A 17,141-nucleotide genomic window follows, 5' to 3' on the forward strand; every position below is an offset into this window, starting at 1 on the left:
AAAGGACATTACATAATTACGATAAAAATGTCACTGAAGTTTTGCAATGACCCTGCCATTATAGTTTAAAATCCTATTCTGGACTGTAAACCAATTCTCTAGCGCTTAAGATCCAAACAAAAACGGATCTTACAATGAAATGTTAGTCATTAATGATGGATGATCTTTACATTCCAAGGAATTCTTTGATAGACTGGCTCAATGAAACCACACTTACATAACAAGAAGATCCATTAGTATAAGCGTGTCTTCAGGTTTGCTGTAAAGCTTATGAAATGCTGTGTTGAAAAATCACTGGGTTTGCTTTGCAAGAATCTCAACGATCTTACATTTCCAGCTTGTTGACCTTATTCATCATCTGGACACCGTGAACTAAGGTAGCGCCGCCTTTTATAGCGCCAGCAACGTGAATGGCCTCCATCATTTGTTCCTTAGTCACACCTCTTTTTAATGAGTCGCTGGTATAAGCATCGATACAATAAGGACATTGAACGGCGTGCGATACAGCTAGTGCTATAAGCGATTTTTCCCTTGCGGTGAGTTCTCCTTCTTCAAAAACGCTCCCGTAATAGTCAAAAAATTTGGTTCCCAATTCCTCGCTCCACTCAGTGATCTTACCAAATTTTCTTAAGTCTTTTGGGTCGTAATAGGTCTTATCCATGTCTTTGTATTTTGTTGGACAATTTACGATAATGCCGCTTTCGCGAAAGCGAACTCTTCTTAAAATCTAATAATTCTATTCATCATGTCGGTGTTAAAAGCTTCCATGTGCTTTCATTAAAAATCAGTTAAACGCGTGAACGACTAGAATTGATTCTTATACATTTACCCAAAAATCAACCATATTATGATCAAGATATTTTGATTAATTATGACTGTAGGCGGTGCGATCGCCCTAATTTTAGGAACCTTATCTGCCTTTGGTAGTCTTGCGTTGGGAGCTGGCCAGTGGCCATCCATTATTTTAGGAGTTATCTTCTTTTTTGCAGGGATTTCCCTAATCAAGTACCGCAAGGATACGGATCAGGTCTAGTCCATTTTTACCATAAAAAAAGCCGCATCCATGGATGCAGCTTCTTATTTTGTGATATGTCCTAAATTATTCTGTCGGTTCCAGTAACATGTAAGCATACGGGCTCATGGCCGTCGCCTCGCCTTCATTAAGATTTACGGTGGCGCCAGACATTAAATCCCTAAAGGAGCCATTCATTCCAGTTACTGACATTTTAGTAGGATTTCCAGATAGGTTAGCGATATAAATTACTTTCTTACCATCTTTAGAACGCTGGATGGCATAAACATTTTCATTTTGTGTTTCTAAGCGTTTATAGTCAGCTGCATTTTTACCACCATGAAGTGCTGGGTTGTTCACCTTGATCTCACCTAATTTTTCCATTTGTTCCCATACACGACCTTTAGTTTTTGGGATGGAATCCTTTTCAAAAAACTTTAAGCGCTTATCCATGCCATATTCCTGACCTGAATAGATCAAAGGCATTCCCGGAATTACATACTGAAAGGTCAACATGGCGTCTTGAGCATCGCCCATGCGCTCGGTCACCGTTCCATTCCAAGAGTTCTCGTCGTGGTTGGTGATGAAATTCATAAGGATATCGTCCTTTTGATAGATCGTATCAATCTTTTTCATGTAAGCATCCCAATCTGCCACATCCATTTTCCCTTGGGCAAGTTCATTCATGATATGATGACCTTCCCAATTGTATCCCATATCAAATGCCGATTCAAAAAGGTCTTTTTTCTCACTTTCGGCAAGCATGAATAGTGGTTTGATGGTCTCGAGTTCTGCGTTGTTAGCATTCCAGAAGTCGGTTGGAACTTCATGAGCGACATCACATCTAAAACCGTCCACATCATGCTTTTCTACCCAGTATTTCATGGAAGCTGTCATCGCCTCACGCAACTCTGGATTGTCATAATTTAAATCTGCCGTGTCTGTCCAGTCTGTTCCTGCTGGATGGATGATCTCTCCAGCTTCATTTTTTGTGTAGTATTCTGGATGTTCTGTAATCCATTTGTTGTCCCAGCCCGTGTGGTTGGCAACCCAATCCAGAATGACAAACATGCCGTTCTCATGAGCCGTTTCAATAAGATTATCCAGATCTTCTTCATTGCCCAGGTCTGGATTGATGGCCGTATAATCTGCCACGGCGTAATAGCTGCCCAAGTATTTTTTGCGCTCATTTTCATCTTCAATATCTTCTACCATAAGATCACCTTTGGCCTTTCTGTTTTTCTCAGAAATAGGAAAAATAGGCATCAACCAGATGATTTTTACACCCAACTCTTTAAGCTGCGGGATGTCTTTTGTAAACTCATTAAAGGTACCAGCATCAGAATATTGTCTGATGTTGGCTTCATAAATAATCGCATTCTCCAGATCTTCATCGGTGATGGCCTCATTGGTCACGATGGTTTCTTCCTGGACGGTTTCTTCTGTTTTAGGCGCCTCTTTACAAGCGACTAAAAAGCTCACTATAAAAAGTGACCAGATGTATTTTTTCATGATTAAATTTATTTATTGATACTTCGATTTCTGATATAGATAATTTTAAATTTTCTTGCCTGCACTTACCTGTTGATTGTCGTGTTTGGAAGTGATTGGATTATTTCGCTTTCGCGAAAGCGTGCATTTTTCATCTACCATTTTTGACATTGCCCGATTCTCGATGGAATAGGCTTCAAAATATTTATCAAATTAGGTCCGAATGAAAAATCAGTTTACTATTATGACAAATGATAATTTGAATAGCACCCCATAAAGCTGCATCGGTAAATACTAATTGTCCAAATCGATAACATGACTCGTTTTTCCAGCTACTTGCAATGTTCCCGACAGGTCAATTTCAGAATCTGACAAAATATCCAAACCGTTTTTTGCTTTACCTAGACCTTCAGCAAAACGGCTCATATCTAAAGAAACCGCTTCGAGATTATTGTTGATGATCACCATCACACGGCTATTGTCATTATGTCTAAAATACACGTAGCAATTTTGCTCGGGAACGTATTGTAGGAGCTTTCCTGTGTGCAGGACTGATTTATTCTTGCGGTAGTTTAATAGCTTTTTGGTAAAAACTTGATATTCATTTTGCTCGGCTGTTGGATTTATAAAGGCATTTTGTGCATCACCTTTCCAGCCACCAGGAAAATCACGGCGTATATCACCATCGCCCAACTTAGACTTATCGCCCATCATTCCTATCTCATCTCCATAATAGATTTGTGGAGTACCGCGTGTAGTCAATATTAAGGTTAATGCAAGCTTATAGTTTGCCTCATTATTGTTGTAAACACCAGAGCCACTAAACCTGTTGGTATCGTGGTTTGCCATAAACACCAGCAAGTTATCTGTGTCTGCGTACAAGAAATCATTGACAAAATTCTCATACATGCGTACCATTCCTTTGTCCCAACCTTGTTCTTCTTCTTTAAAGGCTTCCATGATTGCATCATGTAATGTAAAGTCCATCACACTGGGCAGCTCTGTATTGTAGTCTTGGATGGCCGCCACTGGCGAGTCTTTTTGCCAATAGGAAATTTGCGCCTGATCATGCAACCATGTTTCTCCCACAATATTAATATTCGGATATTCCTTCATGATGGCTCTGGTCCAGTCCGCAATACCTTGCTTCTCATTGTAGGCATATGTATCTACACGCAACCCATCCAAACCGGCATACTCTATCCACCAGATGGTGTTTTGGATCAAGTAGTTCAATACCAATGGCTCTTCCTGATTAAGGTCTGGCATCGTACTTACAAACCAACCCTTTTCTGCATACCGCATATCATATTCACTAGCATTGGGATCCATTTGAACCGACTGTCGATAAGAAGAGTTTGCATAACCGTCCACTGGGAAATCACGGTCGCTGTCTTGATGGTCATCAAATTGATGGATCCATGATTTCATGGGTAGATCCTGCATCATCCAGTGTGTGGCGCCCCAATGATTGGGAACCACATCCATGATCAATTTCATCTCACGCGCATGCAATTCATCGGCAAGTTTGCGATACAATTCGTTCGTTCCATAACGTGGATCGATGTTATACAAATCACTTTGCGCATAGGTATGATAAGAAGTTCTAGCGTCATTATCTTCCAGCAATGGCGTGCTCCAGATAGCGGTAGCACCCAAGTCATCAATATAATCCAGATGATCTATAATCCCTTGAATATCGCCACCATGACGGCCGTTTCTATCAGATCGATTCAACTTATCTGCCATTGAATCTACTGAATCATTGCTGGGATCACCGTTAGCAAATCGATCTGGCATGACTAGGTAAATCACATCGCTGGAATCAAATCCTTCACGTTCTTTGGATCCAGACTCTCGATTTTCCAACCTAAAGGTCTTGGAATTGGCCTTCTTTTTCCCGACTGATATTTTATAATTCCCAGCAGATTTACCTGCGGTTTCCACGGTGATAAAAAGGTAATTGTGATTTTCGGGTTTGGTGATATTAACGATAGGCAAATCAGAGGCGACTTCGCCTTGATTGGCAATATCATTTCCGTAGAGCATGACCTCTACTTGCGAGTGCTCCATGCCGGTCCACCAATTGGGTGGTTCCATACGTTGGATTTGTGCGGTACTCGCTTTCGCGAAAGCGAAAAAAATCAATCCCAATAACCAATATCTCATCATCATGTTTTTCTATTCAACCTCTACGACACTAATACCAAAACCGCCACCAGGTGCTGTAAACACATCCAGCTTCGTTTTATGGGTCACATTTTTAGTGGTGATTTTATACGCCTGCGGATTGTTCTTGTAGTGAGCATCCTTTGCATCTGCGTAAATCGTGGCCTTGTATTTTTTTCCCTTTTCCAGAAATTTAAAATCAACTGTAGCCGTTCGTGCGGTTGTGCCGTTAGAGTTTCCCACAAACCAGCTGCTGGAATTCTTATCCTTTCTTGCAATGGTGATGTACCCGCCAGGTTCTGCTTCCAGGTATTTTGAAACTTCCCAATCTACGGGAACCTCCTTTATAAATTGAAAAGCATCCAGAAAGCGATTATAGTTTTCAGGAAGGTCTGCTGCCATCTGTAGTGGACTGTACATCACCACATAAAGTCCCAGCTGATTTGCCAGCGTGAAATTCCCATGAGAATCATTGTCTGGATTGACTTTAGAAATATCCATTTCAAAAATTCCAGGTGTGTAATCCATAGGTCCACCTATCAATCTTGTAAATGGAAGGATGGTCGTGTGATTGGGTTTTGACCCGCCAAAAGCTTGAAATTCTGTACCGCGAGCAGATTCATTTCCTATCAAATTAGGGTAAGTGCGTGCGATTCCCGTGGGACGCACGGCCTCATGCGCGTTGATCATGATCTCATACTCTGCCGCCTTTTCCAAAACGTGCTGGTAGTGATTGACCGTCCACTGGCCATAGTGATGCTCACCTCTAGGCAAAATGTTGCCTACATAACCCGTCTTGACGGCATCATAACCATACTTTTTCATAAACTGAAAAGCCGTATCCAGATGACGCTCATAATTACGGGTCGATCCTGAGGTTTCATGATGCATGATCATTTTGACATCTTTGGATTTGGCATATTCGTAAATTCCTTTTACATCAAAATCTGGATAAGGAGTTACAAAATCAAATACGTAATCCTTTGAGTGCCCAAACCAGTCTTCCCAGCCTTGATTCCAGCCTTCTACTAGGACAGCATCAAAACCATGTTGTGCTGCAAAGTCAATGTAATCCTTTACGTGGGCCGTTGTGGCTCCATGTGTATCATTGGGCTCGAGCGTTGAGTAGTCGGTTTTACCCAATTGGATGGCTGGTAAATCGTTAGTGTACGACCAGGAACTTTTACCAGTAATCATTTCCCACCAGACACCAATATATTTTGTGGGTTTGATCCACGATGTATCTTCAAGCGCGAGTGGCTCGTTTAGGTTATAAGTCATGCGAGACGCCAGGATATCAGTAGCATTTTTACTGGCGATAATCGTGCGCCATGGCGTTGTAGTGGGCGCTTGCATGTAAGCCATATCACCATTGACATCTGGTGTCAACTTAGATGTGAAAACCATGGTCTCCTCATCAAGGTTAAGGTGCATGGCGCTATAATCCACAAGGGCAGCCTCGTGAATATTGATGTACAACCCATCATCTGTTTTCATCATGAGAGCGGTTTGAACGCCTGTAGGTGAAAACGGAGTTTGTGAAGCATTATCTGAAATAGCCGAATTATGCAAAGCTCCTATTTGGGATAATCTAGAAGTGGTATAATCATACTCTTGTGTATCATAATCACCAGCAATCCAGTAAGCCGTGTGGTCGCCGGTCATGGCAAACTGCGTCAACTCTTCCTTGATAACAAAATAGGTAAACTCTTGTTGTGGAAACTCATATCTAAATCCTAGACCATCATCAAACAATCTAAACCTGATTACCATAATGCGATCTGTACCAGCCTGTTTCAGGGTAACGGCCATCTCATTATAATGGTTGCGTATTTGTGATTCTTCACCCCAAACCGGCTGCCAGGTTTCATCAAAGCTACTACGGTCTGTCGCCACCACTGAAAAATCATTTTTCAGTGACTTTTCATCGTTCTTAAGCTCAAATCCCAAGCTGCTTTTCTTGATGACAGGTTCACCATTAAGCTGCAATTGATATTGCGGTGTACCGTTGCTGTCCAAGGTAAACTGCATTTCAAAAGCTCCATTGGGTGATTTGAGGGTTTGTGCTTGTATCGCTTTCGCGAAAGCGAAACCCACTAACAACACCACTACAAATTTTGACATTTTCATATGTTATATTTTGACCGTCTCTGGTTCTAGATGTATTTGCTTACCATTGATAATGACGTCTTGAGTGCTTTCGCCCTCTAGAGTTACGGTAGTTTTATCTGCTGTCACGTGCACTTTTAAGATTTGATCCCTAAAGTTGATTTTGAAGCTAAAAGAATCCCATTGCTCTGGCAATCTTGTAGTGAAACTAGGAATATCGTTGATGATCTTTAAGCCACCGAAACCTTCTACAATACTCATCCATGTTCCCGCCATACTGGTGATATGACAGCCTTCTTCTACTTCATGGTTATAGTCATCCAGGTCTAATCTAGAGGTTCTTAAATAGAACTGATAGGCTTGATCCATGCGACCCAAATGGGCTGCCTGTATGCTGTGAACACATGGCGATAGCGAGCTCTCATGCACCGTCAATGGCTCGTAGAAGTCAAAATGCTTTTCTAGTTGTTCCCTGCTAAAATGATCTTCAAAAAAGTAAAATCCTTGAAGTACATCTGCTTGCTTGATATAACAGCTGCGCAGGATTCGGTCCCAAGACCATTTTTGATTGATAGGTCGTTGTGAAGGTTTGAGGTCAGAAACTGGAATGATTTCCTTATCCAAAAAGCCGTCTTGCTGTAAGTAAACGCCCAACTCTTCATCATAGGGTTCGTACATATTTTGTGCTACTTCCAGCCATGATGCGACCTCGCCATTAGAAATTTTAGTCAAGCCAACGATGCGCTCATAGTCCTTTTTATGACCGCTCTTTACTTTGTCCAAATGATTAACTGCCTGCTCAATACACCATTTTGCTAGATAGTTCGTGTACCAATTGTTGTTGACGTTGTTCTCATATTCATTGGGACCTGTAACGCCCAGAATCATGTATTTCTTAGCACGCTGGGAAAACGTTGCACGCTGGTGCCAGAATCTGGCAACGCCTATCATGACTTCCAGACCCATTTCTGGAACATAGGAATAGTCGCCGGTATATTTAAGGTAATTGTGGATTGCAAAAATCATCGCACCGTTGCGGTGGATTTCTTCAAAGGTAATTTCCCATTCATTATGGCATTCCTCGCCATTCATGGTTACCATAGGATACAGAGCAGCTCCATTGGAGAATCCCAATTTCTCGGCATTCTCAATGGCCTTGTCTAGCTGCTCATACCTATATTTCAGTAAATTTCTGGCGACCTTTTGATCTTTGGTAGCCATGTAGAAAGGTATGCAATATGCCTCAGTATCCCAATAGGTAGAGCCACCATATTTTTCACCTGTAAAACCTTTAGGGCCAATATTTAAGCGTGCATCCTTTCCAGAATACGTCTGGTTGAGCTGGAAAATATTGAATCTTATACCTTGCTGGGCCTTCAAATCTCCTTTTATCGCAATATCTGCCATGGACCAGATTTGAGCCCAAGCCTCTTTTTGATCCTGCAATAATTGAGGATATCCTTTTTCTACCGCAGTGTGAAGAACACGTTTTGCGGCGTCCAAAATCTCAAAATGCTCATAGTTAAGACTTGATGTATAACCCGCATATTTGATCAATGTTGCTGTTTCTCCTTCAGAAATCTGCGTAGCGACTTTATGTCTAACAACGGTGTCATTTTTATCAAAATGATCTGCATACTGGACATGCTCTCCATTTTTATACAATTCTGATTGCATAAAGGTACAGACGTAGAAGTTGGTTTTATTCGTACGGCTGCGTATAAATCCTTGATGATCTGTAGATTGTAACTCTTCTATATCCCAGAACTTGTCGTCCCAGTTGGAATCTTCATTGGTGATGCCAGCATCAATGTAAGGTTGGAAAGAAATGCGCATTTGACCTTTAATGGCCTTAACGCTGTAATTTATAGTGGCAAGCTCATCAAGATTCATGCATAAGAATCTGCGCGCAATCACCTTGATCGTTTTTTCTTCAGACAGATCAATTTCGAAGGTTCTCTCATACCAACCTTCTTTCATGTTGAGCTCGCGACGGTAGTTGCGAATGTCTTTCCTGTCAAATGCGGCAAGATCGAGCGTTTCACCGTCGATGAAAATATCAATACCTATATAATTAGGTGCGTTAAGGACTTTGGCAAAATATTCTGGATAGCCGTTTTTCCACCATCCAACTCTGGTCTTGTCTGGATAGTAGACACCTGCGAGGTAACTTCCCTGGAAGGTTTCTCCAGAATAGGATTCTTCAAAATTTGCTCGTTGTCCCATCGCTCCATTACCTATGGAAAATAGGCTTTCACTAGATTTTACTAAATCTGGATTCCAGCCTTCTTCAATGATGGACCACGCGTTTGGTTTGATATACTCTCGACTCATTACTTCGTTTTATTCAATAACTGTTGTTGATAATCTTGAGGCATATCTAGGAAGCTCTCAAAAACTTCATCTGCCTCACTTAAATTTTGTGCTTCGCCTAAACCTATACTAATCATTCCAGCATTATTGGCGGCCTGGATTCCTGCGATACTGTCCTCAAAAACGATGGCGTTTGCTGCTGGCATGTTGAGCAGTTCACAGGCGTTAAGAAACACTTCTGGATCTGGCTTTGCCTTGCTTACATCAGTACCATCTACGATGGCGTCAAACAAATCATGGATCCCGAGTTTTTTGAGTATAGGTCTGGCATTTTTACTGGCACTACCTAGGGCGATGGGTTGTTCGCTTTCGCGTAAGCGTAATAAAAATTCATGCACGCCAGGTAGGATATCATCCTGGGTAAGCGTTTCTACCATCTCGAGATATTCCTCATTTTTCTGAATGAGTTTTCGATCAAAGGTCTCTTGATCGATGGACTTGTTTCCCCATTCGAGGATCTTTTCAAGGGAACGAACTCTGGATACTCCTTTGAGCTGTTCGTTTTCCGCTTCCGCGAAAGCGATACCTAATTCTGCCGCCAGTTTTTGCCAGGCAACAAAATGGAATTTCGCGGTATCGACTACGACTCCATCCAAATCAAATATGAATGCTTTTTTACTCATTACTGTGGTCTTAATGGGGTTTCAGGAATATTTACGGTTCTGGCGGTAGTGACATTTAAGGTAAGCAAACCTGCGAGAATCATGGAGCAACCGCCAATTAAAATGGCATAAACAGGTTGCTCATTAAAGACAGTTCCTACTAAATATCCCAATATACTGGCGGCAACCAATTGTGGTATCACAATGAAAAAGTTGAAAACTCCCATGTAATAACCCATCTTATTTGACGGCAATGAACCCGACAACATAGCGTATGGAATGGAAAGAATACTTGCCCAGGCCACGCCTACACCTACCATGCTCATGACCAATCCTATGCGATCGCTCACAAAATAAACGGATATCAAGCCTAATCCACCTAAGATAAGAGCCAGCATATGCGTGACTTTATTAGAAGTTCTCTTTGCCACGACCGGCAATAAAAAGGCTACGGCCGCCGCAACGCCATTATAAACACCAAACATTACGGGTACCCAATCTGCCGCATCATTGTAGCCTTGAGAGGTCTTGTCAAAAAAGTTGAACACGTGACCCGTGACCGTATCATTCATATAGATCCACATGGAGAACAGTGCAAACCAAGAGAAGAATTGGACAATGGACAACTGCTTCATAGTGATGGGCATGTTTTGCATATCTGTGATGATGGTGGTGAAGCCGTTTTTGATATTTTGCTTTCTAAGCAGTCCAACGACTATAAATAGAAGTCCAGCAACTACTAGACCTACCGTAAGAATGTATAGGTCGTTTTTAAGTTCATTAAAGTATACCCATGAGGCACCAGCAATACCTATTAATAACATAATCACACCGTTGATAAATTGCCAATTGATATTGGCTCTTAGATCTTCTGGCGTGTCTCTAGAAACTTTTTTGGCAATATCAGATTGCTCAAACTGTGCCATTTCTTCTGGAGAATACTCTTTGGAATTAAATACGGTCCATAGTACGGCGATCAAAAAAACTGCTGCGCCTGCATAAAAGGAATAGGTAACTGAATCTGGAATGACACCTTCTGGCGCAGTGTTGCTTATTCCCATCCAGTTGGTAAACATATATGGCAATAGCGAGCCCACTACGGCGCCTATACCTATAAAGAAGGATTGCATGGAAAAACCTAGGGCTCGTTGACGTTGCGGTAAATTGTCACCTACAAAAGCACGAAAAGGCTCCATACTAATATTGATACTGGAATCCATAATCCACAACACACCTATGGCCATCCATAAGGAACTGGAATTAGGCATGGCAACCAAGGCCAGTGAAGATAAAATGGCTCCTACCAGAAAGTAGGGTCGTCTACGCCCCAATCTTGTCCAGGTACGATCACTAAAATAACCGATTATAGGCTGCACAATCAAGCCTGTCAATGGCGCTGCTAACCAGAAAACGGCTAAATCCTCCACAGGAGCATTGAGCGTGGAAAAGATTCTAGAAACGTTGGCATTTTGCAAGGCAAAACCAAACTGAATACCGAGAAACCCGAAACTCATGTTCCAGATATCCCAGAAACCTAACTTAGGCTTTTGCATATCGATAATTGTTAATTACGATAAGCCTTATGACTTATCAAAACTTGGTGTGTGAGAAGAAAACAAGTTTTGGATAAGTGTTGTGATTCTAAAAATCACGATTCAAATATAAGATGATCAGGGCGTAGATTCACGTTCTACCAGCGAAGTTTTTACGATAACGGTTTCGTAACTCTCCTCCATATCGTGCTTACTTTCCAGTCTTTCGATCAATTTTGCAGCGGCAAGGCCGCCCATATCTTCACCTTTTTGACCTATGGTAGTTAATGTTGGACTGGCATACTTACTTAACATTCCATCTGTAAATGCGATGATGGCAACGTCGTCAGGAATGGATTTACCCATTTTTTTGAGTGCCTTGCTAGCCGTGACGGCAAAAAGTTCATTGACCGCAACAACGCCATCATAGTTACCTTGCTTCAGGAATTTTTCAATACTTTTCGTACAGTTTTCAGCATCCTCGATCCTTAAAACGCTGGACTCTTTGAACTTGATACCTCTTTTGAGCAGCGCATCCTTAAACCCTTGAGTCCTTAATTTACCTACGTTTACATAATCAACGGTAGATATGATTCCTAGGTTTTTCTTGCCCTTGCGCAGGAGAAAATCGGTGGCGCTTTGAGCGGCCGCAACGTCATCGATAATAATCTTATCGCAAGCAATGGAATCCACAACCCTATCAAACATCACGATAGGCATACCTTGATTGAGCACTTCCCTAAGATGGTGAAAGTCTTGTCTTTCAAGCGTTTCCTTTGATAGACTCATGATAAAACCGTCGATACTACCGTTAGCCAGCATGTCCATATTGACAACTTCCTTATCAAAACTTTCTCCAGATAGACAAATTATCACTTGATAGCCCTTTTCATTAGCCACCTTTTCTATGCCAGAAATCACGGTGGCAAAAAAGTGGTGAACAATCTCTGGAATAATGATTCCTATTTTTTTAGTCTTCTGATTCTTAAGACTTAAGGCGATGTTGTTGGGTTTATAATTATATTTTTTAGCATAGTCCTTGATTTTATCTCGAGTCTCTACACTTATTTCGTGAGAATCCCTCAATGCTTTGGAAACGGTAGAAATAGACACATTCAAGTCCTGTGCAATTTTCTTTAGGGTAAGTTTTTGAGCCATTATTAGTTATTGGGATTTTAAGGAGTTCGCTTTCGCGAAAGCTAAATATACTTCAACTATAATAACTACAAAAAGCCGAAAACGTTTTCGTAGAAACAGGTATTCAAAACCTTCCCTTAACGTTTTGTTTACATAGTTTTATCCCGTGTGAGAAGAAGACCGTTTTATAATCATTAACTCAAACTTCAGAAATGAATCAAAAATTAAAAATTGCAACCTTACTACTCTTATTACCGCTATTTGCCCTTGCGCAAACGGTAAAAGGAACTGTAACGGATGGCTCTACCAACCTACCGGTTCTGGGAGCATCAGTAGTTGTCAAAGGAACCAGTAACGGTACCTCAACAGATTTTGACGGGAATTATACCCTCAACAACGTCCCAGAAAACGCGACCATTGTCATAAGTTATCTAGGGTATGCCACTCAAGAAATTCCTTACACGGGCCAGGAAACACTAAATGTTGCCCTTGCTGAAGATACTTCCCAACTTGATGCTATCGTTCTTGTTGGATATGGTTCAACCACGAAAGAAAATGTTACTGCGGCACAAACTACAATTAGCGATGAAGAATTTAATAAAGGTGCCATAGTATCTCCAGGTCAACTTCTTGCAGGTAAGGCAGCTGGTGTTCAAGTGACCGCAGCTACTGGAGAGCCCGGCGGAGGTCCAAGAATTAGAGTTCGCGCAGGATCTACGCTAAGCGCAAATGCAGATCCCTTATATGTAGTAGATGGAATACCACTTGACGCGAGAAATGCAAATTTAAATTCTATTAACCCTGCAGAAATAGAGTCTTTCACAATCTTAAAAGATGCAAGTGCTACAGCGATTTATGGTAATCGTGCCTCTAATGGTGTGATTTTAATCACTACCAAAAAAGGAAAATTGAACAGTGATCTTAAAGTGGGTTACAATGTACAGTTTGCCATTAATAAAAATACAGACCAAGTTGATGTTTTGAAAGCTGATGAGTTCAGAAGCATAGTCAATGAATTTGGTTCACCAGCTGATATCGCACTTTTAGGAGATGCGAACACAGACTGGCAAAACCTTATCTATCAAAACGGGACACAAGTGATTCATAACTTCACCTTTCAAAAAGGCTTTGAGACAACGGCGTTAAGAGCTAATCTAGGATACACCAATCAGAATGGAACCTTGAAAAGCTCGGGATATGAACGAGCTAGTATCAACGCTAGTGTTATTCAGAATCTTTTAGATAGAGACCTTAAACTTACTTTGACAGTTCAAGGGGCTATAGAGGAACGTCGTTTTGCAGATCAAGGTGCTATTGGATCTGCGATAGGATTTGATCCAACACAACCAGTTTTTGACCCGAATGGGCCCAATGGATTATTTGAGTACTTCCAAAATGGTCAAATTGATGGTCTTGCACCTAGAAACCCAGTAGGTCTACTGGAAAGCCTAGACGCTGAAAATGATAACAATCAAATTAGAACAACATTACAGGTGGATTATAACATTCCAGGTCTAGATGGATTGAAATTTTCTGGAACCGCTGGTATAGATTACAATGAATTTGATGAATTCTCGAGAAGAACAACAGGTTCTGCAGTTTTTTTAGCCAGCAGCAATCCATTCCTAGGAACTAGCGCTAATGGGTTTAGAGTAAATCAATTATTAAATGGTAGACTGGATTACAAGACAGATCTAGAAAATATCAACTCAACCTTAGAGCTTACGGTTGGTAGCAGCTACCAAAACTTTAGAAGAGAAAGTGACAATTTTAGTAGAAACAATCAAGGCGAAGATGTAATCATCGCTGGCTTCAATCAAAATCGATTGATTTCTGTATTTGGTAGAGCAACCTTTGATTTAAATGATCTACTAGTCCTTTCTGGAAGCATTTCACGTGACGGGACTTCTAGGTTTTCTAGTGAGAACAGATGGGGAACCTTTGGTGGCGCCAGTGCTGGTCTAAAACTTACAAATCTGGATTTTATTCAGAACAGCGCTATCGTATCACAGCTTAAGCTACGTGGTGGGTATGGTGTAACTGGACAGCAAGACATAGGACAGGACTTTTTGTTCCTGCAACGTGCCACACCTGGTACCGATCAAGTTCGTGTGCAGATAGGCAACCGTTTTGTTACTACCATACGACCAGAACTAGTCACGAATCTTAAGTGGGAAGAAACCAGCCAATGGAACGTTGGACTAGACTATGGATTCTTTGACGATCGTTTAACAGGATCTGTCGACTTGTATACAAGAGACACCAAAGATTTATTACAATTCGGTCCTCTTCCAGCCGGATTCCTAGGCAACTTTTCCTTGCAAAATGTTGGTTCTACAAGAAGTAGAGGTATTGAATTAGCCGCAAATCTTGAGCTTGTAAGATCAGAAGATTTTAATTGGGATGTAGGCGGGAACCTTACTTTTAATGAAATTGAGATTACTGATTTGGCTCTAGGAGACAATGATGCACCTGTACCTCAAACAGACATAGGCTCTGGATTTAACAACTTTATACAAGAATGGGCTGTAGGAAGCGACCCAACGGCTTTCAATGTGTATCGCCAGGTTTATGGTCCTAATGGAGACCCGCTTGATGGAGTTTTTGTAGATAGAAATGGTGATAACGTGATCAATAGTCAAGATAGGGTGCGTTATAAAAAAGGGAATCCAGATGCATTTTTTGGATTTACTTCAAACATGAGCTACAAGAGTTTTGATATGAACTTTACGTTTAGAGGATCTGTAGGTGGCTACAATTACAATGGTGTAAGAGCGGCTAGAGAAAATGCAGATAGGATTACTGAAAATCCGTCTCCATATCTTAACAATGCCACTTCTGGAATTCTAGAGGATAGGTTTCAGAGCGCTGCGCAACCTTTGCTTTTCTCAAGTATATATATCGAAAAATCAGACTTTTTACGCTTAGACAATTTATCGTTGGGTTACACTTTTAATACCAAAAGCATTGACATAAGAGCTTCCGTTACAGGCACCAACCTCTTCACTATCACAGATTATAGTGGTTTAGATCCCGAGATAGGTAACGGTGTAGATTTAGCGATATATCCAAGAAGTCGCGGGTTAATCTTTGGACTCAATTTTGATTTTTAAAAAAAAGTAATTATGAAAACATATAAATTTATTTTAGTCTTATTCATTGCAGCTACTGTCTTTGTGGCATGTGATGATGCACTTGATCTAGAACCTAGAGGTAACACGACAAGCGGTGAGATCCAGTCCTTTGAAGATTTTGAAGGAAGATGGGCAAAACTCTATGCAGGTTTAATTGTGGGTGGACAAGAGCGTGAAGATAACAATGCTGATATTCAAGGTATCAACGGTGGTTTTTCTACGTACATGCGTTTGTATTGGAAACTGCAGGAATTAACCACAGACGAGGCGATCATAGCTTGGAATGATGGAACCATCAAAGATTTACACTGGCAAAACTGGACAGCTGATAGCGAGTTTATTGGTGCCATGTACGCTCGTTTGAGCTATCAGATCGCTCTATGTAATGATTTTTTACGCAATGCTTCAGAGTCAGGAATAGCAGGTGCAGGTCTAAGTAGTTCTGAAGCAGATATGGTACGCAGCTACGCGGCAGATGCTCGCTTTTTGAGAGCCCTATCCTATTATCACGGGATCGATCTTTTTGGTTCCATGCCTTTTGCTACAGAAGAAACTGCTGCGGACGGCTCTGCACTTTTACCATTGATCACACGAGAAGATCTTTTTACTTTCATTGAATCTGAACTCCTCGATGTAATAGACGATTTACAGTCAGGTCAAGGCACAGAGTATGGAAGAGTTAATGAAGCTACGGCACAAATGTTACTGGCAAAACTTTACCTAAATGCTGAAGTCTACACAGGTACGCCACGCTATACAGATGCGCTAACTTATGTACAGCAGGTGATTGGTAATGGTTATACTATCGATACCTCAATCCCATATTCCTACGGGTTTTTAGCTGACAATAATTCTAATGGAGCACAATCTGAATTCATCTGGACCTTAAACTTTGATGGAAACAGTACTCAAACCGTAGGGGTTGCCACATTCTTAAATCATGCTCCAGTCGGTGGCAAGATGGTTCCTGCAAATTATGGTTTGGACTTTGGATGGGCCGGTTTAAGAACTACACCTGAATTTGTGGAACTTTTTGAAGGTGAGGAAAACTCAGCGGACCAAAGGGAAAATTTCTTTACCGACGGTCAAAGCAAAAGCATTAGTGACGTGGGAGATTTTACCGAAGGGTTTGCTATCGTGAAATTCCAAAACATCAAAAGCGACGGTAGTCCTGGTGCTAATGAACTATTTGTTGATACTGATTTTCCTATGTTTCGTTTAGCAGATGCTTATCTTATGTATGCCGAAGCTGTATTGAGAGGTGGCGGCGGTAGCATGACTCAAGCGGTTGATTATATCAATACTCTTCAAGAGCGAGCTTATGGAAATTCCAGCAATAACATAAGCACAGCTGATCTAACGCTTGACTTTGTACTGGAAGAAAGAGCAAGAGAATTATATTGGGAGGCACACAGACGTCAGGACCTGATCAGGTTCAACCAATTTTCTACCAACGGTATATGGGAATGGAAAGGTAACGTTCAATCAGGTGTAACCACTCCTGCATTTAGGAATTTATTTCCAGTACCTACAACAGAACTAAACTTAAACTCAAATCTAATCCAGAACCCTGGATACTAAT

The 17,141-nt window shown here is 41.2% G+C and carries 11 protein-coding genes; 3 read left to right on the forward strand and 8 right to left on the reverse strand.

Annotated features, from left to right (window positions below; all coding sequences use genetic code 11):
- Window positions 1-325: 325 nt before the first annotated feature.
- Window positions 326-661 (reverse strand): arsenosugar biosynthesis-associated peroxidase-like protein, encoded by a 336-nt coding sequence (locus BST86_RS09960; protein ID WP_105983123.1) that lies wholly within the window; start codon window positions 659-661, stop codon window positions 326-328.
- 210 nt (window positions 662-871) lie between these two features.
- Here BST86_RS09960 and BST86_RS09965 point away from each other — a divergent pair, with 210 nt between their 5' ends.
- A complete protein-coding gene (locus tag BST86_RS09965; RefSeq protein WP_242446509.1) occupies window positions 872-1,033 on the forward strand; it encodes a hypothetical protein in 162 nt (53 codons plus the stop codon).
- A 66-nt stretch (window positions 1,034-1,099) separates the two neighbouring features.
- On the opposite strand, the gene BST86_RS09970 is transcribed toward BST86_RS09965, so the two are convergent.
- The 7 genes from BST86_RS09970 to BST86_RS10000 all read right to left on the reverse strand — a co-directional run bounded on the left by BST86_RS09970 (window position 1,100) and on the right by BST86_RS10000 (window position 12,446).
- A complete protein-coding gene (locus tag BST86_RS09970) occupies window positions 1,100-2,524 on the reverse strand; it encodes an alpha-amylase family glycosyl hydrolase (RefSeq protein ID WP_105983124.1) in 1,425 nt (474 codons plus the stop codon).
- A 273-nt stretch (window positions 2,525-2,797) separates the two neighbouring features.
- Entirely contained in the window at window positions 2,798-4,675 is a 1,878-nt protein-coding gene (locus tag BST86_RS09975) for an alpha-amylase family glycosyl hydrolase (RefSeq protein WP_105984000.1), read from the reverse strand.
- Window positions 4,676-4,684: 9 nt separating this feature from the next.
- Window positions 4,685-6,796, reverse strand: coding sequence for a glycoside hydrolase family 97 protein (locus BST86_RS09980; RefSeq protein ID WP_105983125.1), 2,112 nt, complete (start codon window positions 6,794-6,796; stop codon window positions 4,685-4,687).
- A 9-nt stretch (window positions 6,797-6,805) separates the two neighbouring features.
- Window positions 6,806-9,115, reverse strand: a complete 2,310-nt coding sequence (locus tag BST86_RS09985) for a glycoside hydrolase family 65 protein (protein ID WP_105983126.1) — start codon at window positions 9,113-9,115, stop codon at window positions 6,806-6,808.
- The gene (gene pgmB, locus BST86_RS09990) at window positions 9,115-9,777 is read right to left on the reverse strand and encodes a beta-phosphoglucomutase (protein ID WP_105983127.1); all 663 of its coding nucleotides are present in this window, start codon (window positions 9,775-9,777) and stop codon (window positions 9,115-9,117) included. Before pgmB ends, BST86_RS09985 begins: the two co-directional genes overlap by 1 nt.
- A complete protein-coding gene (locus BST86_RS09995; RefSeq protein WP_105983128.1) occupies window positions 9,777-11,309 on the reverse strand; it encodes an MFS transporter in 1,533 nt (510 codons plus the stop codon). The genes pgmB and BST86_RS09995 overlap by 1 nt, the downstream gene beginning before the upstream one ends.
- Before the next feature lie 117 nt (window positions 11,310-11,426).
- Window positions 11,427-12,446, reverse strand: a complete 1,020-nt coding sequence (locus BST86_RS10000; RefSeq protein ID WP_105983129.1) for a LacI family DNA-binding transcriptional regulator — start codon at window positions 12,444-12,446, stop codon at window positions 11,427-11,429.
- 191 nt (window positions 12,447-12,637) lie between these two features.
- On the opposite strand from BST86_RS10000, the gene BST86_RS10005 reads away from it, so the two are divergent.
- Complete coding sequence (locus BST86_RS10005) at window positions 12,638-15,538, forward strand: SusC/RagA family TonB-linked outer membrane protein (RefSeq protein WP_105983130.1); 2,901 nt, start codon at window positions 12,638-12,640, stop codon at window positions 15,536-15,538.
- A gap of 12 nt (window positions 15,539-15,550) precedes the next feature.
- Window positions 15,551-17,140 (forward strand): RagB/SusD family nutrient uptake outer membrane protein, encoded by a 1,590-nt coding sequence (locus BST86_RS10010; protein ID WP_105983131.1) that lies wholly within the window; start codon window positions 15,551-15,553, stop codon window positions 17,138-17,140.
- Window position 17,141: the final 1 nt, after the last annotated feature.

The sequence above is a fragment of the Nonlabens agnitus genome, assembly GCF_002994045.1.
Lineage (GTDB): Bacteria > Bacteroidota > Bacteroidia > Flavobacteriales > Flavobacteriaceae > Nonlabens > Nonlabens agnitus.